General features: G+C 48.5%; 25 protein-coding genes. 23 read left to right on the forward strand and 2 right to left on the reverse strand.

The genetic code is table 11. The annotated features are described in order from the left end of the window. The first annotated feature begins 44 nt into the window (after nt 1-44). The 13 genes from nikA (at nt 45) to folE2 (ending at nt 13511) form a co-directional block, all read left to right on the forward strand. On the forward strand, nt 45-1634 hold the full coding sequence (gene nikA / locus HW560_RS11460) for a staphylopine-dependent metal ABC transporter substrate-binding lipoprotein (protein ID WP_179265780.1): 1590 nt from the start codon (nt 45-47) through the stop codon (nt 1632-1634). A gap of 13 nt (nt 1635-1647) precedes the next feature. Beyond that, nucleotides 1648-2580, forward strand: a complete 933-nt coding sequence (gene opp1B / locus HW560_RS11465) for a nickel/cobalt ABC transporter permease (protein WP_179263128.1) — start codon at nt 1648-1650, stop codon at nt 2578-2580. Then, nucleotides 2580-3467 carry a staphylopine uptake ABC transporter permease subunit CntC gene (opp1C, locus tag HW560_RS11470; RefSeq protein ID WP_179263130.1) on the forward strand — a complete coding sequence of 296 codons (888 nt, stop codon included), beginning with the start codon at nt 2580-2582 and terminating at the stop codon, nt 3465-3467. Before opp1B ends, opp1C begins: the two co-directional genes overlap by 1 nt. Next, nucleotides 3448-4293 carry a staphylopine uptake ABC transporter ATP-binding protein CntD gene (locus HW560_RS11475; RefSeq protein WP_179263132.1) on the forward strand — a complete coding sequence of 282 codons (846 nt, stop codon included), beginning with the start codon at nt 3448-3450 and terminating at the stop codon, nt 4291-4293. Before opp1C ends, HW560_RS11475 begins: the two co-directional genes overlap by 20 nt. Then, nucleotides 4259-5023 carry an ABC transporter ATP-binding protein gene (locus HW560_RS11480; RefSeq protein WP_179263134.1) on the forward strand — a complete coding sequence of 255 codons (765 nt, stop codon included), beginning with the start codon at nt 4259-4261 and terminating at the stop codon, nt 5021-5023. Before HW560_RS11475 ends, HW560_RS11480 begins: the two co-directional genes overlap by 35 nt. Next, complete coding sequence (locus HW560_RS11485) at nt 5020-6216, forward strand: staphylopine family metallophore export MFS transporter CntE (RefSeq protein ID WP_179263136.1); 1197 nt, start codon at nt 5020-5022, stop codon at nt 6214-6216. The genes HW560_RS11480 and HW560_RS11485 overlap by 4 nt, the downstream gene beginning before the upstream one ends. Before the next feature lie 26 nt (nt 6217-6242). Then, nucleotides 6243-7469 carry a staphylopine family metallophore export MFS transporter CntE gene (locus tag HW560_RS11490; protein WP_179263138.1) on the forward strand — a complete coding sequence of 409 codons (1227 nt, stop codon included), beginning with the start codon at nt 6243-6245 and terminating at the stop codon, nt 7467-7469. Nucleotides 7470-7859: 390 nt separating this feature from the next. After that, nucleotides 7860-9056, forward strand: a complete 1197-nt coding sequence (locus HW560_RS11495) for a GTP-binding protein (RefSeq protein WP_179263140.1) — start codon at nt 7860-7862, stop codon at nt 9054-9056. 29 nt (nt 9057-9085) lie between these two features. After that, a complete protein-coding gene (gene rpsN, locus HW560_RS11500) occupies nt 9086-9355 on the forward strand; it encodes a 30S ribosomal protein S14 (RefSeq protein WP_090904459.1) in 270 nt (89 codons plus the stop codon). A 5-nt stretch (nt 9356-9360) separates the two neighbouring features. Further along, nucleotides 9361-10497, forward strand: a complete 1137-nt coding sequence (locus HW560_RS11505; protein WP_179263142.1) for an NAD(P)/FAD-dependent oxidoreductase — start codon at nt 9361-9363, stop codon at nt 10495-10497. Beyond that, on the forward strand, nt 10491-12161 hold the full coding sequence (locus HW560_RS11510) for a nucleoside recognition domain-containing protein (RefSeq protein WP_179263144.1): 1671 nt from the start codon (nt 10491-10493) through the stop codon (nt 12159-12161). The genes HW560_RS11505 and HW560_RS11510 overlap by 7 nt, the downstream gene beginning before the upstream one ends. A gap of 27 nt (nt 12162-12188) precedes the next feature. Beyond that, entirely contained in the window at nt 12189-12521 is a 333-nt protein-coding gene (locus tag HW560_RS11515) for a DUF3024 domain-containing protein (protein ID WP_090904456.1), read from the forward strand. A 45-nt stretch (nt 12522-12566) separates the two neighbouring features. After that, on the forward strand, nt 12567-13511 hold the full coding sequence (folE2, locus tag HW560_RS11520; protein ID WP_257031851.1) for a GTP cyclohydrolase FolE2: 945 nt from the start codon (nt 12567-12569) through the stop codon (nt 13509-13511). Between the two features lie 141 nt (nt 13512-13652). Here folE2 and HW560_RS11525 read toward each other — a convergent pair whose 3' ends face one another. After that, nucleotides 13653-14714, reverse strand: coding sequence for a substrate-binding domain-containing protein (locus HW560_RS11525; RefSeq protein ID WP_090904455.1), 1062 nt, complete (start codon nt 14712-14714; stop codon nt 13653-13655). A gap of 544 nt (nt 14715-15258) precedes the next feature. Between HW560_RS11525 and modA the strand changes: the two genes are divergently transcribed. Both modA and modB read left to right on the forward strand, forming a co-directional pair. Further along, entirely contained in the window at nt 15259-16131 is an 873-nt protein-coding gene (gene modA, locus HW560_RS11530; protein WP_179263146.1) for a molybdate ABC transporter substrate-binding protein, read from the forward strand. After that, on the forward strand, nt 16128-16811 hold the full coding sequence (gene modB / locus HW560_RS11535; protein ID WP_090904453.1) for a molybdate ABC transporter permease subunit: 684 nt from the start codon (nt 16128-16130) through the stop codon (nt 16809-16811). The genes modA and modB overlap by 4 nt, the downstream gene beginning before the upstream one ends. Before the next feature lie 155 nt (nt 16812-16966). On the opposite strand, the gene HW560_RS11540 is transcribed toward modB, so the two are convergent. Further along, entirely contained in the window at nt 16967-17503 is a 537-nt protein-coding gene (locus HW560_RS11540) for a GNAT family N-acetyltransferase (RefSeq protein ID WP_179263148.1), read from the reverse strand. A gap of 266 nt (nt 17504-17769) precedes the next feature. Between HW560_RS11540 and HW560_RS11545 the strand changes: the two genes are divergently transcribed. From HW560_RS11545 to HW560_RS11580, 8 genes are all read left to right on the forward strand, one after another. Continuing rightward, entirely contained in the window at nt 17770-18099 is a 330-nt protein-coding gene (locus tag HW560_RS11545) for a hypothetical protein (RefSeq protein WP_090904451.1), read from the forward strand. Between the two features lie 294 nt (nt 18100-18393). Then, nucleotides 18394-19233, forward strand: a complete 840-nt coding sequence (locus tag HW560_RS11550; protein WP_090904450.1) for a transporter substrate-binding domain-containing protein — start codon at nt 18394-18396, stop codon at nt 19231-19233. Between the two features lie 26 nt (nt 19234-19259). Continuing rightward, nucleotides 19260-20003, forward strand: a complete 744-nt coding sequence (locus tag HW560_RS11555; RefSeq protein ID WP_090904449.1) for an amino acid ABC transporter permease — start codon at nt 19260-19262, stop codon at nt 20001-20003. A 4-nt stretch (nt 20004-20007) separates the two neighbouring features. Then, nucleotides 20008-20718, forward strand: a complete 711-nt coding sequence (locus tag HW560_RS11560; protein ID WP_090904448.1) for an amino acid ABC transporter permease — start codon at nt 20008-20010, stop codon at nt 20716-20718. Then, nucleotides 20715-21467 (forward strand): amino acid ABC transporter ATP-binding protein, encoded by a 753-nt coding sequence (locus tag HW560_RS11565; RefSeq protein WP_090904447.1) that lies wholly within the window; start codon nt 20715-20717, stop codon nt 21465-21467. Before HW560_RS11560 ends, HW560_RS11565 begins: the two co-directional genes overlap by 4 nt. A 121-nt stretch (nt 21468-21588) precedes the next feature. Beyond that, nucleotides 21589-21876, forward strand: a complete 288-nt coding sequence (locus HW560_RS11570; protein ID WP_090904446.1) for a nucleoside-diphosphate sugar epimerase — start codon at nt 21589-21591, stop codon at nt 21874-21876. Nucleotides 21877-21899: 23 nt separating this feature from the next. Next, nucleotides 21900-22238 carry an alpha-helical endospore appendage domain-containing protein gene (locus HW560_RS11575; RefSeq protein ID WP_090904578.1) on the forward strand — a complete coding sequence of 113 codons (339 nt, stop codon included), beginning with the start codon at nt 21900-21902 and terminating at the stop codon, nt 22236-22238. Then, complete coding sequence (locus HW560_RS11580; protein ID WP_090904445.1) at nt 22235-22534, forward strand: hypothetical protein; 300 nt, start codon at nt 22235-22237, stop codon at nt 22532-22534. Before HW560_RS11575 ends, HW560_RS11580 begins: the two co-directional genes overlap by 4 nt.

The following is a 22534-nucleotide window of genomic DNA, read 5'->3' on the forward strand; positions in this document are numbered from 1 at the left end:
TATCAGGAGGAAATGTTGTGAAAAAGGGTAGTGCTTTTGGTTTAATGTTGCTGTTATTGTCTGTTATTACCGTGCTCGCAGGATGCGGGCAGGATAAGGGGACAACAACGGAGTCTGCGAATAGCGAGGTCAAGTCGGAACTCATTTATGCATCCGCCAAGGATATTAATGATATGAATCCTCATTTATACACCGGTTCCATGCCCGCACAAGGGATGGTTTATGAATCCCTGGTCGAAAACACGGTCGATGGAATCAAGCCATTACTGGCAGAATCGTGGGAGATTGCCGAAGACGGGAAAACGTATACGTTCCATTTGCGACAGGATGTGAAATTCCATGATGGTGAACCGTTTAACGCCGAGGCGGTCAAACAGAATATCGATGCAGTTCAGGCGAATGCCGAAAAACATGCCTGGATCAAGCTGTCCACCAAAATTGTAAGTACAAAAGTTATGGATGAATACACATTTGAACTGGTGCTTTCCGAGCCCTATTATCCAGCTCTGGTGGAGCTGTCCATGACCAGACCATACGTATTTATATCACCCAAGGATTTTACGAATGGTGGCACAAAGGACGGGGTAAGCGGCTATCACGGCACAGGGCCCTACAAGCTGACAGGACATAAAATCGATGAGAATGCGACATTTGAAGCCAATGAAGAATACTGGGGCGGCGCACCTGAGATCCAAAAAATTACGTCCAAGGTTCTCCCGGCAGGGGAAACGACATTGCTGGCATTACAGAAGGGCGAAATCAACTTTATCTTCACCGATGATCGGGGTGCCGACAGCATTGATGTTGAAGCCATGAATCAATTGGCTGACTCGGGTGATTTTCAAGTGGTCCGAAGCGAAGCAATGAATACGAATATGATCGTAGCCAATAGCAGCAAGATGGATAATCCTGTCCACGAAACGGCTGTTCGTGAAGCGATATGGGTTGCCATTGATCGGGAAACGATCAGCAATGACATTTTTAACGGAACGCAGACCGTAGCGGACACCTTATTCTCGTCGAACGTTAATTATGCCCATGTTGAATTGAAGAAGCGGGAGTATAATCCCGAGACCGCGAAAGAGCTTTTGGAGACAGCAGGTTGGGCATTAACAAACGGTAAGACAGTGAGAACGAAGAACGGTCAGCCATTAGCTCTGACCTTGTATTATGACAGCAATTCATCTTCGCAAAAAACACAGGCGGAATTGATCCAGCATGCCTTAAAAGGATTAGGAATTCAGCTGGAGATTGTTGGTGAGGAATCCACTTCCATCGCGAACAGAAGGGCAACCGGGGAATATGATCTGCTGTTTAATCAAACCTGGGGACTGGCGTACGATCCACAGAGCACCATTTCAGCGTTTACCTCGGATTCCGCCTATAAACATACAACAAGCGGCATAGCTCAGGCGGATGAACTATATAAGAAAATTGATGAAGTCATGGTTTCTACAGATGAGGCATCCCGCCAATCCCTGTACGCCGATATTATGAAAATAGTCCATGATGAAGCGGTATTTATTCCGATCACCAATGGGCGGGTTACAGTCGTGGCTCCCCAAAATCTGGATGGCATCTCATTCAAACAGACGCAATATGAATTGCCATTTGAGCAAATGAAATTTAAATAGAGCGGGGATGGATATGGGAAGTTATATAGTCAAACGGATATTTCTCGCCATACCCTTGCTGTTCGTCATTTCATTGATAACGTTTGTACTCATTAATCTTTCGCCCCTGGACCCCGCCGTAGTTGTATTACAGGCACAGGAGGTTCCTCAGATCACGGATGAATTAATCGCCCAAACGAATGAAGCATTGGGGTTCGATAAACCGTTCGTTATTCAGTATGTGAATTGGTTGATGGCCTGTATGCAGTTGGATTTTGGCAGCTCGTATGTATCCGGTGAACCGGTGTTGTCCCTGATTGGTCCTGCATTCCTGAACACATTAAAATTAACGCTGGTATCATCGGTGTTCATTATTGGATTCTCCATTCTGCTGGGTGTGATCTGTGCCATGAGAGAAGGGAAAGCCGTTGATAAATCGGTGAGAGGCCTCTCGTTTGTCCTGACCGCCATGCCATCTTACTGGCTCGCAGCCATCATGATCTCGACTTTTTCCGTCAAGCTGGACTTGTTGCCTACGAGCGGAATGGATTCGTTGAAAAGCTACATTTTGCCGGTGATTGTAATCACGGTGAGTTATACAGGCATTTATTTTAGGACAGTCCGGAGTTCCATGTTAAGCAACATGAATGAGGATTACGTGCTCTATGGAAGGGCAAGCGGCTTAACTGAGCGGAAGGTGACCCTGCATATTTTGCGAAATTCGCTGCAAGTGGCGGTATCCATATTTTGCATGGCGATCCCCATCGTGCTCGGCAGTACCGTTGTGATTGAAAATGTGTTCGCCTGGCCGGGACTTGGGAGGTTGAGCGTACGGTCCATCCTCAATCGGGATTTCCCGATTATTCAGGCGTATGTTCTTATTTTGGCCGTAACCTTTGTGCTGTTTAATACGATTTCTGACGTGATCAATGCGGCGATGAATCCCCGATTAAGAAAGGATCTCTAATGCGATTATTAAGAAATTTGAGTAAAGACAAGCTTGCGATGACATCGCTCGCTGTTATTGTGATCATTATTGCTGTGGGCGTATTTGCCCCGTTGTGTGCACCCCATGACCCGGAGGAAGTGAATATGAAGCTTCGATATGCTTCCTCCTCCTGGAGTTATTGGCTAGGAAATGATCACTTGGGCAGATGTGTGTTATCCAGACTCATTTATGGTATTCGTCCCAGTGTGCTATGGGTTTTGGTTGCCCTGATGATATCTGTTCTGGTCGGAGCTGTTGTCGGATTTATCGCGGGGTACTTCAAGGGGAAGACAGATGCCTGGATCATGAGACTTTGTGATGTCATGCTGTCTTTCCCGGGATACGTCATGACACTGGCGGTGGTCGGTATTTTGGGTGCGGGACTTGAACATATTCTGATCGCGTTTGTAGTCATGAAATGGGCGTGGTTTGCCCGCGTTATTCGCACATCCGTGATGCAGTTCTCCGAGATGGAGTATGTGAAATTCGCCAAAGCCTCTGGCATTGGCAGCTTCAGAATTATAACCAAGCATATCGTTCCGGTAACATTTGCCGATATTGCGGTGATTGCCAGTGGTTCCATGTGTTCGATGATGCTGCAGATCTCGGGACTTTCTTTTCTGGGTTTGGGAATTCAGGCCCCTCATGCCGAATGGGGGATGATGTTGAATGAGACAAGGGAAGTCATGTTCTCCAGACCGGAGTTAATGCTGGCACCTGGACTAGCCATTGTGATTGTGGTGTCGGCCTTTAATTTTTTATCGGATGCACTTCAGGTCGCGTTGGACCCCAAATTAATGACTTCCCAAGGTAAGCTTCGTAAAAAAGAGGTGGGAAAAGCCGTTTATGAATATCGTAGAGGTTAAACATTTGAAGATCTGGGACGCCCATACGGACAAGGTCATTATTCATAACAGTTCATTTCAGGTCAAACAAGGAAGCTGTCTGGCGATTGTCGGAGAAAGCGGAAGTGGCAAGTCCGTCACATGCAGGTCCATTATGCGTTTGAATAAACCCTGGATTCGCCAATCCGGAACGATTCTCTTCAAAGACGAGGACATGGGCCGGCTTTCTGAACAAGAGATGAGACGAAGAAGAGGCAAAAACCTGTGTATGATTCTGCAAAATGGCATGAGTGCGTTTGACCCTTCTTGTGTAATCGGTGTCCATATCCGGGAGACGCTACAGACGCATTTTGACTGGAGCAACAAAGAAAGCGAACGGAAGATCATGAGCGCCATGGAAAGTGTCATGTTAAAGAATCCGCAGGAAATCCTGAATCAATATCCACATCAGCTATCCGGGGGCATGTTGCAGCGCATTATGATTGCATTGGCACTTGTGCTGGAGCCGGATCTGATCATTGCGGATGAACCGACAACGGCGCTGGATACGATCTCTCAATATGAAGTGGTTGAACAATTGATTCGACTGCGCGAGCGAATGGGTTGTTCCATGCTGTTTATATCCCATGACCTCGGTGTGGTCCAGAAGATTGCAGATGAAGTGATGGTCATGAAAGACGGTGCCATTGTGGAAAGTGGGCATATTCGTTCTGTTTTTACGAAGCCGAAGCATGACTATACGCAATATTTGGTTTCCACCCGGCTGGAGCTGAGCAATCATTTCAGGAAACTGATGCAGGGAGGGGATACAGATGCTCAAGGTGGATGGGATCGAAAAGTCCTATAAACAAGGCGGATTATTCTCCAAACAAAGACAGAAGATATTGAAAAAAGTTTCATTTGAATGCCAGCATGGCGAATGTCTCGGCATCATCGGCGAAAGTGGGAGCGGCAAGTCCACGTTGGGGCGTCTGATCCTGGGCATCGAGAAGCCGGATCGCGGGCGTATTTTATTTGAGGGGAAAAACGTGAATGATCGCCGCGTGAGAAGGGGCAGCATCAGTGCCGTATTTCAAAATTATACGTCCTCCATTAATCCGTTTCTTACGGTGGAGGAAGCCATCATGGAGCCTTTGAAAGCTCAAAAAAAAGTGGAGCCGGGTATGCAAATCAAGGTGGATACGCTGCTGCATCAAGTGGGATTAGACTCGTCCTACAGGCTCAAATATCCGCATGAACTATCCGGTGGAGAGGCTCAGAGAGTATGTATTGCGAGAGCCATATCGACTGAACCCCGATGCATTGTATTCGATGAAGCCATCAGTTCTCTGGACGTGTCTGTGCAGATTCAGGTGCTGCGATTGTTAAAAGAATTAAAGCAATTTTATCAGATGAGCTATGTGTTCATTACGCATGATATTCAGGCAGCAGCTTATATTTGCGATAGAGTTATTATTTTCAGGGACGGTCAGATTGAGGAAATGGTGCCTATTGAGCAGCTGAAGCATGTTCAGTCCGATTATGCGAGGAGATTATTAACCTATTTAATTACGTTTCAGGGGGAGGATCAGGGATGAGTGGAGCGATGTCATGGCCGTTTCTGCGTTTGTACATCCTGGTTCTTCTGTATTTTAGTGCAAATGCAATTCTTAATGTCATTATTCCTTTACAGGGTGAATCCCTGGGGGCGAGCAGTACAACCATCGGGCTGATTATGGGCGCCTATATGTTCACAACCATGTTTTTCAGACCATGGGCAGGTCACATCATTCAAAAGCGCGGACCGATCAAAGTCCTTCGTTTTATTCTGATTATCAATGGATTTGCCCTGATTTTATACACGTTTACAGGGCTTGGAGGCTATCTGCTCGCTCGTATTTTACAGGGGGTATCAACCGCTTTCTTTTCCATGGCGCTGCAGATTGGCATTATTGATGCCCTGCCGGAGAAAGACCGTTCCCAGGGCATTTCCTATTATTCGTTGTTCAGTTATATTCCCGGCATTGTGGGACCTGTCCTGGCGCTAGGGATTTGGCAGACAGGCGGGATGGATTATTTTACAGTGGTTCTGATCGGTATTGCGATCTGCACAGGCGTCTTCGGATATACCGCCAAAATGGACAAGAGCAGGGAGCAGCATCCTGCTGAAAATCCATCGGAGCAGCGCGTAAGCATGCTTCAATCCTTTCGTCAATTGGTGCAAAATCCATTCTTGTTTAGATGCAGTGTACTGATGCTAAGTGCTTCCATTGTGTTTGGTGCTATCACGACCTTTATTCCGCTATACGCCAGTCAATTGCCAAGCGGCAATGCGGGTGTCTATCTGATGCTTCAGGCAGGAACTGTGGTGCTCACCCGGATATTGTTACGTAAAAAAATCCCCTCCGATGGCAGGTGGCACGCACCTTTTATCATGGGAACGATGCTGCTGTTGGCAATAGCCGCACTATGTGTGAGCTGGGCAATCACAGGAGGAGCTGTCCTTTTGTATGTGGGGGCCATCTTGATGGGGATCGCTCAATCCATTCTCTATCCAACGTTAACCACCTATTTATCCTTTGTGCTGCCGCAGTTGAATCGGAATGTGTTAATTGGTTTATTCATTGCGACAGCAGATCTGGGCGTATCTCTGGGCGGTGTGTTGATGGGACCGGTCGCTGATTTATCCTCCTATTCGTATATGTACATGATTTGTGCTATCCTAGGGGCGGTAATGATTGCTTTTGCCTATCAACGAAGAAAACCCGTCACAGATATGTCTGTGGGTTAACTGCCAGAAGAAAGTGGGGTAACGGTTTGGAGTCATCTGTAACGGCGAACGGCAAACTAAACCCGGTATCCTTTTCATTTATCCGGTTTTATCTGTTGGCCTTTTTATTTTTTGCCGCCAATTCGGCTTTGACGATTATTCTCCCTTTGCGGAGTGAAGCTGCAGGATTGAACCAGGCCGAGATTGGCCTGATGATGGGGGCTTACATGTTTACGTGTATGCTTCTAAGGCCTTTTGCAGCGCAGCTTCTGGGACGTTATGGCCCGCTGCGTGTGATGCAGTGGCTGTTGATTTTGCATGCCGCAACACTGCTGCTGTTTGTTGGTTTTGGTGTGGAGGCGTATTTGTGGCTGCGGGCGCTGCAAGGTGTAGCTACGGCGTTCTTTTCCATGACCATGCAGGCGGGCATTGTCGAAAAGCTGGAGGATAAGGACCGGGCTCAGGGATTGTCCATGTATACCCTTTTTACGATGGTCCCGTCTCTGGTCATTCCCATACTCGCTATCCAGATCTGGGAAAATGCCAGCGACATCTGGTTTACTATGCTAATGATCGGTTTGGCGGCTCTTCCACTCCTGATCGGCTATAACGTGGACTTGCCCCGAAGCACGGTACAGAATAAATCGTATACGCTCGGGGATATGGTGCGGTCATTCGGCGGCATCTGGCGCAGCACACCACTGTTGATTAGCAGCATAGTTATGCTGTTTGCTTCATGTGTATTTGGAGCCACGGCGACCTTTCTTCCGTTGTATTTGGTATCGACCGGGAAGGCGAGCGCGGGGGTGTTCTTAACTATCCAGGGATTGGTCGTCATCTTGTGCAGATTCATTCTGCGTAAAAAAATCCCTTCCGACGGCAGCTGGAATACGTGGCTGATGGCGGGGCTGCTGTTATGTGCGGCACTGGGAACCCAGCTGCTTGCTCTGTCGGAGACGATCGGTCCGATGGTATACCTGTCTGCGGTGTTCAGTGGGTTTGCCGTGGCCTTGCTGTACCCGACATTAACCACGTATTTGTCATTTGTGCTGCCGACCGATTCCCGATATGTACTGATGGGCATTTTCATGTCCTCGTATGATCTGGGCTTCTCACTGGGCGGGCTTGCGATGGGGCTAATTGTACAAATAAGCTCGTATTCAACCATGTTTACGATCTGCACGCTGCTATCCGTTGCGGCCATGATTCTCGTCGTGGCTTTCAGGCAACGGATGGAAGCAGGCAATAGGGTTAAATCTGTGGTGATGACGTAATTGTATCCCATCTATAAGAAAAAAATTAAAGGCGTATGGACTGACTTTTCTGGAATTGTATCATTATGATGCGAAGCTGCAGGAGGTTGGCCATAGGCCTTTTTTTTGCTGGGGTTTGCGGCAGTAGCGTAGGGAACGGAATCGATCTGAAGAAGCGGTAGCGTTCGCCTTTGTCTCCGAATTTCTAACCTTTGAGAGACTAAATTAAAGAAATTTGGAGACAACAGCGATCGGAAGACGATCCGTGACCAAAGCGGCCACCTCGCGCGAGAAAAACAAAAAAATGATTTGACAACAGCGTGCAACAGGATTATAGTCATTGTTGTTAATCGTAAAAATTACTATTAAGGTCGAAAGTTTATTGACCACAACCATAAGGAGTAGATACACATGACACAAAAGCAGGTTCCGGTAACTGTTCTTAGCGGTTACCTCGGTTCAGGTAAAACCACCGTTCTTAATCACGTACTGCACAATCGACAGGGGCTCAAGGTCGCGGTCATCGTTAATGACATGAGTGAGGTGAACATTGATGCCGCTCTGGTGAAGGGTGAGGCGACATTGTCACGCACCGAAGAAAAGCTGGTGGAGCTGTCCAATGGCTGCATCTGCTGCACCTTGCGAGATGATCTGATGCAGGAGATTGAGAAGCTGGTGAATGAAGGCAGGTTTGATTATATCCTGATTGAATCCACAGGCATCAGTGAGCCTGTGCCGGTAGCGCAGACTTTTACATATGCCGACGAGGAGTCGGGTATTGATCTGACAAGTCTGGCAAAGCTGGATTGTCTGGTAACCGTTGTGGATGCCCATCGATTCTGGCATGATTTTGCCTCAGGACAGAGCCTGCTGGATCGGAACCAGGCCACGGGTGAGGAAGATACCCGCGATGTTGTGGACCTGCTGATTGATCAGATTGAGACATGTGATGTCCTGCTGCTGAACAAATGTGATCTGGTCGATGACGTGGAGCTGAACAAGCTTGAAGGTGTCATCCGCAAGCTTCAGCCTAATGCCAAAATCATTCGGACTGTGAACGGACAGGTCAACCCGTCTGGAATTTTAAATACAGGTCTTTTTGACTTCGAGAAAGCAAGCATGTCCGCCGGATGGATTCAGGAGCTGGAGAAGGAATCACATACACCGGAGACCGAGGAATACGGTATTGGCTCCTTCGTGTATCGTCGTCGTAAACCATTCCACCCTTCTCGTCTGGCTGAATTCATGAGCTACTGGCCGGAAGAAGTGGTGCGTGCCAAAGGGCTGGTCTGGCTCGCGGCTGAGGGGGATTTGGCTGCAAGTCTGAGTCAGGCGGGATCGTCGATTCAGTTTGGCCCTGCCGGGCATTGGGTTGCGGCATTACCGGAAGCGGACAAGGAAGAAATTTTGCGTACAGAGCCAGATGTACTGGAAAAGTGGGATGCACAGTGGGGAGACCGTCAGACTGAGCTGGTCATGATCGGGATTGAAATGGAGCGCGCCATCATTGAAGAAGAACTGGACCAATGTCTGCTCAGTGATGAAGAAATGCAGGCCGACTGGGGACATTTCGACAATCCTCTGCCGTGGCCAGTTGAAGCCGTATAAAAACTAATTTATAAAAGGAGCTGTAAACCGTGGCCAAAAAATCAAAAGTGGTACGTGAAAAACAACGTCAGGCAATCGTAGCGAAATATGCGGAGCTGCGCCGGGAACTGAAAGAAAAAGGGGATTATGAAGCGCTGCAGAAACTGCCGCGCAATGCTTCTCCGACCCGATTGAAAAATCGCTGCGAACTGACAGGCCGCCCGAGAGGATATTTGCGCAAGTTCAAGGTTTCGCGGATTGTATTCCGTGAGCTGGCTCATCAAGGGCAAATTCCGGGCGTCACGAAGTCAAGCTGGTAAGACGCATGCATGATGTATTTGATTATGATTGTGTAATTGTTGGAGGGGGGCCAGCCGGGATCGGCATGGCCTCTGTCCTGCAGGATCTGGGAATGCCTCGTTTTACCGTGCTGGAACGCAGTGAGGTGGGGGCAACTTTTCTGGCGTGGCCGGAGGAAATGCGTCTGATCACCCCTTCGTTCACAAGTAATGCCTACGGCATGATGGATCTGAACGCGGTGGCTTTGAATACGTCTCCGGCGTACACACTGGGAACAGAACATCCGACAGGCCTGGAGTACGCGAAATATTTGCAGGTGGTGAGCCAGTACAAGAAATTGCCTGTGCAAACGGGATTAGATGTTTCCGAGGTTATTCCGGAGGAGAATGGCTTCCGGGTCGTGACATCCAATGGACAACTGCGCACACGCTTTGTCATCTGGGCAGCAGGTGAATTTCAATATCCGAGACTGGACCTGTTTCCTGGGGCTGAGTATGGTGTGCACAGCAGTTTGTTTTCCAGCTGGACGGCGGTTCAGGGAGAAGAATGTGTCATCGTTGGTGGCTATGAGAGCGGTGTGGATGCAGCCATTCACCTGAGTAAACTGGGGAAAAACGTAACGGTAATCGACCGAAACGGACGAGGACTCGCCAAGGGCAGCAGTGATCCCAGTGTGGAGCTAAGCCCCTATACGAAGGATCGCCTGCGCGCGGCAATGATGGATAAGCGAATACACTTGATGCAAGGTTATGAGGTCAAATGGATTGAACCGGATGAACCAGGTGGTTATGTTCTCTATTGCGAGAACGATTCCGGAGAGTCCCGCTTGCTCAAGACGGGGCAGCCTCCTGTTCTGGCGACCGGGTTCCGCAGCAGTCTGCACCTGATTGAGAATCTCGTCGAGCGGAGCAAGGAAGGTCAGCTGCAATTGGGAGCGGCGGATGAATCGACGATTGCCCCCGGCCTGTTCATTACTGGACCCCAGGTCATGCATGGTCAACTCCAATTTTGCTTCATTTATAAATTCAGACAGCGCTTTGCGGTGGTGGCCCAGGCCATGGGTGAGAGACTTGGGCTGGATCTGGCTCCGCTGGAAACCTATCGCAAAGAAGGCATGTTTCTTGATGATCTGTCCTGCTGCGGTGAAGACTGCACATGCTGAATTCGGTTGTGGAGCAGCCTGAAGAGCTTCGTAAAGTGGTGCTGGTTGGCTTCGAATCCGCGGGCAAATCGGCTCTGTTTCGAGGACTTACGGGCAGAGATACAGGCGAGGAATCCAATGTTCGGGGCTCCACGGTAACCGTCCGCAGGGCGGAGCTGCTTGAGCACCAGCTTGAACTGCTCGACACACCTGGAATCCGGATGAAGGATGATAGTGTCACGACCATGCTGACGTTAAAACAGCTCGCAGCCGGTGATACAGTGATCTTGGTCGTCCGCGGCACGGATGTGGTGCAGGAACTGCCTTTACTGCTCGGCATGCTGGATGTCACAGGCAAAAATGCTGTACTGGTGCTTACGTTTGCCGACAAGTGTGGTCCCGGATTATCGGCTCAGGTTGACTATTACCGCAAAGGTCTGGGCATTTCTGTTCTGCCGCTCAATACAAGGGAAATGGATGGAAACGCCCAAGATCTGATATGCCGAGCGATTGTTGCCGCCAGACCCATGAAGAGGCATCTGGAGCTCGCATCACCTCCTGAATCGCCTGTGATCGAACCGCAGACAACGATGTTTGAGCATACGGTTTGGGGACGTTTTGTGGCTTTGGCCGCATTGGTATTACTATTTGCAGCACCAGTGTATGTGGCCTATCTGTTCTCCGGCTGGATACAACCACTTGCAGATGCCTGGATTCTTGAACCGCTCTATCGCATGACTGTGGGATTATGGAATCCGCTGCAGGCGATAATGCTTGGAGATTACGGCATAATTAGTCTGGGCTTGTATTCGTTTATATGGGCATTTCCGGTCGTATTCCTGATTGGGGTCAGTGTGGCAGTAACGGAGGAAAGTGGACTAAAAGATCGGATTACCGACTCGCTGGATGGGTGGATGCGCAAAATCGGCTTGAACGGCAAAGATCTGATTCCAGTCCTCAGTGGTTTTGGATGCAATGTTGTGGCTGTGTTCCAGAGCCGTACCTGCAGCTCCTGTACACGAAAGGCCTGTGTTTCAATGATCTCCTTCGGTTCTGCATGCAGCTACCAGATTGGAGCTTCTCTATCCATATTCAGTTCCGGCGGCAAGCCGTGGCTGTTCTTTCCTTATATGCTTGTACTTGTACTTGCAGGCGCACTTCATACACGTCTGTGGAATCGAAATCGGCTGGATGACACGCTCCCGTTACATGCCAACCGTACATTTCTGCAAAAGCCATCATGGCACTCTGTAAGCTGGCGTGTTCGGTCTGTCATGAAACAGTTTCTCGTGCAGGCGATGCCTATTTTCATCGGTATTTGTGTGGTGGCCACACTGCTGGAGCAGACGGGGGTACTTTCTGCCCTGACTGGCGCGTTGACGCCGGCACTTGCGATCTTTCGTCTGCCGGGTGATACCGCGGGCGGTATGTTGTTTTCCATTTTGCGAAAAGACGGGTTGTTGGTGCTGAATCAGGATCAGGGCTCCTTCGTTGAAGACTTGAGCGGCGGACAGCTGTTTATTCTTGTGTACCTGGCTTCAACGTTAACGGCATGTCTGGTGACGATGTGGACCATTCGCAAGGAGTTGGGAACAGTCTTTGGCATGCAACTGGCAGGCAAACAGCTCGTAACATCACTGGGCAGTGCATTTATACTGGCATGGCTATGGAACTGGATTGCATAACGATGTTGATGAAAGGGTGTGATCTCCATGCTGGACTCGTTTACCATTCGGAGAATTCAATCGGTGATGAACGGTTATATCCATGAGAAGGTCCCGGCACCACTGCGCACCATGGTGAAATTAACGTATGAGATGAATGATAATGAACTGATTTTGACCGAGGAAAGACCCGCTGAAGAACGATATCAGTGGGACAAACTGCATATTGCCCGATTTTACTGGGAAGAGAATCAGTGGAAGGTATATGCCAAAGACGAACACAGCAGCTGGAATGTGGTAGACGTTATTGAGCCTTGTCCGGATTTTGAAGATCTGCTGGAGCAGGTTGAGCGGGACGAAGCGGGTCTGTTCTGGCGCTGAATGCGTGGTTTTTAACGCAAATATGTGCTGGAGGGAGGGTTTGCAATGCAAAAGGTACAACAGAATAGCAGGATTAGCCGAGTAGTGAACGATTCTTTTATCATGCCGGATAAAGCTGAGCGCTTGCGGTTATTCGGCTCCATTGATCCGATACAGGGAGATAAGCCTGTACGGAAAGAAGAGATGCAAGATTTGCAGAATAGCAAAAATGATTTTCTATTTGAGCTGCAGCAAGTCGGTATTGATCAGGTGAAGTATCCTTTGGATGTCATTTCGGCCAAAGATCCCGTTCGATTGTCCAGCATCGGAACGTTCCGGCTGACGACTTCGCTGGATCGCGAATCAAAAGGCATTAACATGAGCCGCTTGATGGAGCAGCTTCAGCACAGTCGCGGAGAAGGGTTAAGTGACCGGATTCCGGATCTGGTTGCGCTGACGCAGCGGATGGCCGAACAGATGAATCAGGCGAAGGCAGAGCTGAAAGTGACCTATCCCTGGTTCTACGAACGAACCGCGCCCGTAACCGGTTTGTCTGGACTCAATCATTCTTTGGCTACGGTTCATGTGATCTGGGAAACTGGAAAATCCCCTGTTCTGAGAACAGGTTTACATATACAGGTCACGACGTTATGCCCATGCTCGAAGGAGATCAGCGAATATAGCGCGCACAACCAGCGGGGGTTATTGCGTATCCAGGTGCAAGCCAACCCGGGAGAAGCGCTGCCGGGCTATTGGAAGGAAGAATTGCTGAATGTGGCCGAATCCAATGCAAGCAGCTGTCTTTACCCCATACTCAAAAGGCCTGATGAGAAACGGGTCACGGAACGTGCATATGAGAATCCGCGGTTTGTGGAAGACATCGTCCGGCTGGTGGCGGCAGATCTGTATGAGAAGCATTGGGTAAATAAATTTAAGGTAGATTGCAAAAATGAAGAGTCCATTCATCAGCATGATGCCGTAGCTCGTATCGTATATGACAAGTCGAGATAACGATAGTATGAGGGCTAAGGAATTCATTTCATTTTATATCACATTACAAAATGAAGAGTAAACAGAAGAACCACCGTCAGAGCTTCAGCGGCGGTTCTTCTGTTTTTTTGTGATTCTATGAGCGATTTAGGCACCATTGCGCTAGACTTCGTACAAAATTTCACCCGTTCGGGATACATCATACCCTTCAAATGATTGCAGTTCCTGCCTGAATTCCGGAGATTGCAGAATGCGCAGTACCGATTCGATCCACCCTTCGTTCCCTTGTTTCTTCAGCATTACCAGATCATAACGTTCCTGAACAAGTGGAATAAAATCAACCTGACCGACAAGTCGTGCAGCCTTCTCGCTGCCGATTCCTACATCGGCTTCACCGGAACTGACCTTGGCAGCTACACCCATATGACTGGTTTCTTCCACGTCATATCCAATCAGATGGGAAGCAGGGATACCATGCAGACGCAATTGTTCATCCAGCAATACACGTGCACCCGAACCTTTCTCCCGGTTAGCCAATCGCAGCTCAGGCTGCTTCAGATCTGTCCAGTTCTGCAAGCCGCGCGGATTACCACGTTGAACGTACAGCCCAGCAGGTCGTGTCAGCAGATTCACGACGACATACGACCAGCCAATCAGGATTTTGCGAATGTAGGGCAGATTATACTCCCCTGTATCTCCATCCAGCAGATGGGTGCTGACCAGATCGGACTCCCCACGGTACATGGAGATCAAGCCGTCGAGACTGCCCATGAACGAACGCAGCGGACGAATATCCCGAGTTTGCTTCTCCATATGTCGCATGAGAATATCGAGGCTGACATCTTGTCCCGTAATGACCAGATGACGTGCCGAATGCGCTGCCGAAGGGTTGCCCGCCATGGAGGTTGGAGCTGCGAATGTCTCTCTGGATAGAGGCGAAGTATTTGCAGCGGAATGAACGGCATGGGGAGTCGTCGGATCATTTTCCGTCCCGGAATAAGATTCAGCGGGGAGAACTGAATCCACAGCGGCCCGGTGCGCTGGCGATTGAAGCTGCTTGGAGCGCTGTTTATACGCTTCCAGATCGGTGGCGTCCACTCGCATTTGTTTACCGACGCGATACGCGACGAGGTCTCCCTTTTTGATTAGATCGTAGACCGTCAGTTTAGATATTTTGAGTAGCTTGGATATTTCTTCGGTGGTATAGGATTGCTCCTCCGTCATCAGTGAAGATCCTCCTTCAAGGTACAGATCATAACTATATAACCTCAACTAATGGATATTTACACTGGCACTCCAATGACAGAACAATCTTCCGATCGCTGTTATCCCCAGATTTCTTTGATCCCTTTATCAAAAGGGGAAATCCGGGGATAGCGTATGCTTCCGATGTAGCTTTCTTTCAGAAAGCTTGTAGGCGAAGTGTATGCTTTCGAAGTAGCTTTCTTTCAGAAAGCTTGTAGCTTCGCTTCTTCAGATTATTTCTGTCCTCTCCGTTATGGTGTAAATGTTAGTTGAACATATATATTCAGATTTTAAACTATATTCGTTCATCAACGCTCATCGTCCCAGATAAACGCTGGCGTCTCTTGTACTATACCATTAACAGCCAGAGGGGATAAACTCGACCAACATAATTCAGCTATAGATGGCTTGCCCTTCAACGAATGCTTCAAAGACTACCTTCCTATTTCAATGATCTTATGTATAATGAAATATAATTAATTATATCTAGTTATAACTAAACATAACATCGGGGGAGAAGTGGATGAAAAAGAGTATTGGATATGTGTTGGGGAGTATGTCACTTGGACTGGCTCTTGTATTAGCCGGTTGCGGTGCAAGTACGGACAGTAAAGATACATCCACAGCAATGGAACAAACCGGTTCAACACCAGCGACATCAGGTGAGAGTTCAACGTCCGGGGCAACAGATCCTCAGGAAAAGGTGGAGCTAACGATCTCAGCGGCAGCCAGTCTGACGGATGCCATGAAGGAAATTGAAACGAATTTTGAAGCTGCGAATCCCAATGTGGAGCTTAACTTCAACTTTGGTGCATCCGGTGCATTGCAACAGCAAATTGAACAAGGCGCGCCAGCAGATGTTTTTGTATCGGCTGCGACCAAAAATATGAACGCGCTCGTGGATGAGAAACTGATTGCCTCCGGTGATCAGAAGAATTTGCTGCAAAATTCATTGGTAGCCATAATTCCAGCGGACAGTTCAGATACCGTAACAAGCGAGAAGGATCTGACGGCGGATTCCATCCAAACCGTAGCGATTGGTATACCGGAAAGTGTGCCTGCGGGAACCTATGCTAAGGAAGCATTGACCAATGCCAAACTATGGGATCAGTTGGAAGGTAAGCTTGTACAAGGCAAGGATGTCAGACAGGTTCTGCAATATGTAGAAACAAGCAATGCGGATGCGGGATTTGTGTACAAAACGGATGCGCTCACTTCTGATCAGGTGAAAATTGCATTTGAAGTGGACAAGAAAAGCTATACACCTGCCAATTATCCAGTAGGGATTATTGAAGGTACGAAGTACCGGACAGAAGCAGAACAATTCTACACGTATTTGCAAACGCCTGAAGTGCTTGATGTATTTGCCAAGTACGGGTTCTCCATTCCGGAATGAATGTGAGCGCAATAGACTGGGCGGTATTCTGGCCACCGGTTCGTCTTTCCCTTCAAGTTGCGCTGTTGTCCAGTGTGATCGCAGCAGTGTTTGGCATCGCTGTGGCCTGGAAGATGTCGCGTACCTCGTTCCGTGGCAAAATTTTTCTGGAAACGGCATTTATGCTCCCACTGGTGCTTCCGCCGACTGTGGTCGGATTTATATTGCTCGTGTTACTGGGGCGTAAGAGCCTGCTCGGACGGTGGATTGAAGCCATCTTCTCCGCACCTGTCATTTTCTCTTGGTGGGCAGCTGTGATTGCCTCGGTGGTGGTTGCGTTCCCATTGGTATATCAGACGATGAAATCCGGTTTTAGCGGGATTGATAAGGATCTGGAAGATGCAGGCCGCTCCATCGGAGCGAATGAATGGCAGGTATTTCGTCATATCTCACTTCCGCTTGCAGGGAGAGCGTTGATGACGGCATTCATCCTGGGTTTCGCGCGTGCACTGGGGGAATTCGGGGCTACGCTCATGATCGCAGGTAATATTCCGGGCAAAACGCAAACCGTACCCACTGCAATCTATGTTGCTGTGGATTCGGGCAATCAGACGATGGCCTGGATGTGGACCGGCTCTATTATTATCATTTCGTTTATCATGCTGCTCTTAACCAGACAGCCCCGCGACGGAAAGGCATGATGTGGGCTATTTAAAGTGAAAGCGATAAGGATTAGCATTAGCATTAGCATTCAAAAAACCCGCTCAAGGAATCTTTCCTCGGAGCGGGTTTTCATTTGCGCAGGCCGCATATATGGGATATCATGTATGTTTACGTTCATCCAGCCGATTTTTGTTCAGCCTGTTTGAACAGAAGGTGTCTTATAACGGGCAGGGTCCAGCGTTTTGATCATAAATACAATCTCTTCCTGTCGTTCAGGTGTCTGTACCGTTTTATGATGAAAAGGTTCATATCCCCGCCGTTCATACATGGGAGCAAGCCAGGGATGGCGAGTCGCTGTTGCCAGAAATACGGCAGGAGCATCAAGCTTTTGCAGAATGATATGTTGCTCTACCCAATCCAGTAGTTTGGAGCCGTAACCCTGGCTTTTATGGGCCGGATTTACCGCGAACCAGCGGATGAAAGGATAGGGGCTGATGGCTTTCCGCTGTTCATCTTCGGCTCGATCAAGGGTAACCGTGGCAATGATTTCTCCCCCTTTTTCAAGAATATAGCATTCATGCTGTACAATATTATTCTGGATGACTTCCAGTGTAGCGTGTCCGGCTGGAAAAGGAATGTTCAGGGCTCGAATTGTCTCATAGGCATCAACGGTAACAGCCTGCAATTGTTCGGCATCTTCAAGTGTAGCCAATCGGTATTGTTCGGTCATGATCGATCAATCCCTTCTATGAAAATTAACTATTCCAACCTGTTAAGTTGGTTTAAATATTTTGGTGTTATTTTATCATGAAATTCAGGGTTGGAATATAATTCTCGAATCAGATCTGTCTATAAGTCCATCGAAAGCTTCTATATGTCAAAATGACAAAACTTTTTCCAATTTTACTCGTTTCAGGACTCGCCTAAACCATGCTCTATCCTGTAAAATAGAACTAACTGATTCCAGCCAAGAACTGAAATAAGGAGAGACGACTAATGAATACGAAATCTGATTTCGGTATATCGTTGCAAATCGACGACTATCTGGATCTTTTGCATTTTGCCATCCAAATCGAGGATCAGGAATGGCAGCAGTCCCTTATCCACCAGCTCAAAATATTTCAGCCGGAAGCGGAGCAGCGCACACCTGAAGAAGAATTATGGATGAGATTTGATTATATCAACAGCAAACTGACAGGTCTCTGCCACCAGATTCACGCGGCCCATTCAACGGATGAACGCAAGAAGTTTGAAGAACGAATCGGACTGTTGCAACTGCAGCGTATAGAAGTAGCTCGTAAAATTAAATGGGCTAGTCGCAGATAGATGCGTAATTGAATTTAATATGATCTATAATTGAAGAAGCGATCCCCAGCCCCGTCGGAGGATCGCTTCTTTTGGTTTACTTTTGGATCAGGGAACGGGTGAAGCATAGAGAAGTTCTATAACGTTATCAGGATGTCCTATTAGCATATATATTGCCTGGGCATGACATCCAGTGCTATTCTTTGTTCAACCTAATTCCGACTATACAAGTGTGAATGGTTAGTTAAATCAAAAATGAGGAATGGGAGTACACATCATATTGGCTGAAATGACAGCCTGTGGAGGAGATCGGGAATGGTTAATCACTGGGGGATTCAGAAATTTCGGACAGCATTGCTGTTCATTACTATGTTGGCGGTACTGGCGGGTTGCAGTTCAGGCAATGCATCGAATGAATCGAATTCCGCATCTGCGTCCGGTCAGGATAAAGTAAAGAAGATCATTGTGGGTACAGGCACTCAATTCCCTAATGTTTGCTTTATTGATGAGAATGGCAAGCTGACGGGCTACGATGTAGAGCTGATCCGCGAGATTGATAAACGATTGCCAGAATATGAATTTGAGTTCAGTACAATGGAATTCAAAAATCTGCTGCTCAGTCTTGAAACGAAGAAAATAGACCTGATCGCTCACCAGATGGAAGTGAATGAAGAGAGACAGGCCAAGTTCCTCTTTAATGACGAGGCATATAACATTTTTCCTAATAAAATCGTTGTAAGCGAGAAAAACCAGGATGTAAAATCCATCGAGGATCTGAAAGGTAAAAAACTGATTGTTGGCGCGACGAGTAATGCGGCTGTACTGGCTGAGAAATGGAATGCAGCGAACGGTAACGCCATTGACATTGTGTATTCCGGAGCAGGGGAAGATACGAATACCCAGATCAAAACAGGGCGGGTGGATGCAACCATCAGCACGCAGTTTGCCATCGATTATCAGAATAAAGTGGTGGATGCACAGTTGAAAACTGTCGGAGAAGCTCTCTCCAACTCCAAAGTGTATTTCATTCTGAACAAGGATGAGGAAGAGCTCAAAACTAAAGTGGATGAAGCGCTCAAATCAATCAAGGAAGATGGGACATTGAGCAAATTGAGCACAGAGTGGCTGGGAGCCGATTACACGGTTGAGGAATAGTTCGTTGAGAAAGGTGAGCGACAGTTATGGGTAAATCATTCGATCTGTCATTGGTTCTGGATTTCATCCCTGAACTGCTGCGATATTTGCATATTACACTGATTGTACTGGGTGGTTCCATTGTGCTCGGTCTGGTGGGCGGTGTGCTTCTGGCGGTTCCGAGGTTATACCGGATTCCGGTGCTGAGCCAGCTCGCTACCCTGTATGTCTCTTTCATGCGGGGCACACCGATTCTCATCAAGTTGTTTCTGGTCTATTACGGATTACCCGAACTGCTCAAGCCAATAGGAGTCGATCTATCCAGGACCGATCCGCTGGTATTCGTCATCGTGACTTATGCGCTAAGTGATGCAGCGTCCTTTGCCGAAATCTTTCGCGGAGCTGTGCGCAGTGTGGACAAGGGCCAGACGGAAGCAGCTTATGCTGCGGGCTTGACCACGTTTCAGTCTTTTCGGCGCATTGTGGTCCCGCAGGCACTCATTGTTGCTTTTCCGAATATGGCGAATACGTTGATTGGCTCGTTAAAGGATACGTCACTTGCTTTTTCGATTGGGGTCATGGACATGGTGGGCAGGGGCCAAACCCTGATCTCGGCTACATCGCATGCTCTTGAAGTGTATATCAGTCTGTCGGTTGTCTACTATGTTATCGTGCTTGTACTTGAAAAAGGGTTTGCTCTCGCAGAACGCAGACTCCAGCGTCACGAACGTAAGAAGGAAGTCCGCGGGCCAGCGGTAAGAGCTGAACGCCTGAAACGAATAGCGGGGTGAGCGCATGTCTATTGATTTCAACTTTATCTACACCTCTTTCTTCCAGATTCTAAAGGCATTGCCACTGACACTCGTCATTACGATTGTACCGTTGATCGCAGGCTTCGGCATTGGTCTGGCTACTGCTTTAATCCGAATCTATAAGGTTCCCTGGGTCTACCGGATCGCTGATTTCTATGTTTCGTTTTTTCGGGGGACACCGATGCTGATGCACTTGTTTCTAATCTATTACGGGATTCCGTTGATCATCGACAAGCTGGCTGCCAGGTACGGCTGGGCCTTTCAGTCTTCTTCCATCCCGATTCTGGTGTTCGTGCTCATTGCCTTCTCGTTGACTGCGGGATCTTATATGTCGGAGATTATTCGTTCCGGTATTCTTGCAGTGGATACCGGGCAGATGGAAGCTGCACATGCCGTGGGCATGAGTACCTCCCAGGCAATGAGACGCATTATTTTACCGCAGGCGGTGGGTGCGGTTCTGCCGAATCTGTGCAGCATGTTTGTTGGTTTCCTGCATGGATCAACACTTGCATTTACCGTATCACAGATGGATATTCTCGGGAAAGCGGACGTGGTGGCTTCGGTTAGTCTGAAATTTCTGGAGGCTTTCATTGCTGCCGCATTGATCTATTGGGGTCTGACGGTGATTGTCGAACGGATTACAGCTTTGCTGGAACGCAGAGTTGCCGTGTACAGCAAAGGAGGAGTGTCATGATATCACTGACGAATATACACAAATCTTTTGGTCAGCAGGAAGTGTTGAAAGGTATTGATCTGACTGTGGAGCAGGGGGATGTTGTTGCTATTCTTGGACCGAGCGGGTCCGGCAAAACGACATTGCTGCGCTGTGTGAATTTTCTTGAACGTGCCGATGAGGGCAAGGTACAGATCAGCGGATTAACCGTAGACTGTAAGTATGCCCGTAAACATGACATTGTGCAGTTGCGGCGAAAAACGGCGATGGTGTTCCAGCATTATAACCTGTTCAAACATAAAACAGTGCTGGATAACGTAACGGAAGGGTTAATCATCGCCCAGAAAATGTCCAAAGCCGATGCTCGTGAACGAGCCTTGCGTGTACTTGAACAAGTAGGTCTGTCCGCCAAAATCAATGAGTATCCCAGCATGCTGTCAGGTGGACAGCAGCAGCGGGTAGGCATTGCTCGGGCGCTGGCACTGAATCCAGAGGTCATTCTGTTCGATGAACCAACCTCGGCGCTTGATCCAGAACTTGTAGGTGAGGTGCTGTCGGTCATTCGATCGATTGCCCAGGAAGGCATCACCATGATTGTTGTCACCCATGAAATGGGTTTTGCCCGCGAGGTGGCGAATCGAGTTGTATTCATGGATGGGGGTTCCGTAGTGGAAGAAGGGACACCGGAGGACGTATTTGTGCGGCCCAAACAGGAACGTACTCGCCAATTCCTCAGCCGTTACTCATCCGATTGGAGTTACGTCATCTGACGATATAGGCGCAAGCTGGAGTAACTGACGATCCCGGCCCGGCATATGCTGTAGCAGGCAAATGCTGATAGGCCGGGTTTTTCTATGGGTGAAGCAGGCCGTGACGGTAAGGAGGAGGACCATGCAGAGCAAAATCGATGAAATACTCACACATATTGCACATTCTCACCAGCAGGTTGCGCGTGTACTGGATGCCAAACGTCAAGTCGCTGTGCGCATGTCTGAAATCATCAATCATTTGCCGGATATTGAACCGGAGCTGGATGGCGTTGACGGTCTGCTGGATAGCTCGGGACAAATCAACAAAAGCATCATCTCCTATTTGGGAGGCCTGGCAGACCTGGAAGAAGCCGTAGCCGAAACGCTGACCCAGGTGATGCGGGAGATGGCGAGTCAAGAGGAAGAATAAGCCCGGAAGGCGGGTGAATGGACATGAGCAGAGAACAAAGTCTCATACTGATGCTGGATGCAGCCGCCAAGATGCAGTGGAATATTGCCCTCATTTTGGAGGCCAAGGCGATTGAAGCCGAGAAGGTAAGGAACTGGGCGTTAAATCATTTGAATGGTGAGGCTTTTCTGACGCATAGCGATCAGGTGGCAGAGCCTCTCAAAATGCATGATCAGCTGGTGGAAATACTGGAAGGATTGACCCGAATGGAAACCGGATTATGCAACAACCTGAAGGCTATCATGGTGCAGAACGATGGTGAAGAAGGCGGCATGGATGGTGGCATGTTTGGCGGTATGGATATGGGGGATCTCGGAAAATGAGTCTGTTGCGGCGTGAGCAGGAAGCGAAACTGTCCCTCATTGAGTCCATTGCACACAGTCAGCAGGCGCTCGCCCGCATTCTGGACAGTGTGGCCAGCGTGTCTGCCCACTCGGAAGTATCCGCCCGCAGTCTGGCTGAGAACATTCGTTTGCTGAGCCGTTATCAAGAAGAGATGTCACGGATGGTTACGGGGATTCCATTGGCCCGAATCCAGCATGGGGAGCCTGGTGTGCCATGGCTCAAAGATCCTGGATATGCAATACGCATAGTCCGGAATATACAGGAGGAATGTTGA

It is taken from the genome of Paenibacillus sp. E222 (assembly GCF_013401555.1).
Lineage (GTDB): Bacteria > Bacillota > Bacilli > Paenibacillales > Paenibacillaceae > Paenibacillus.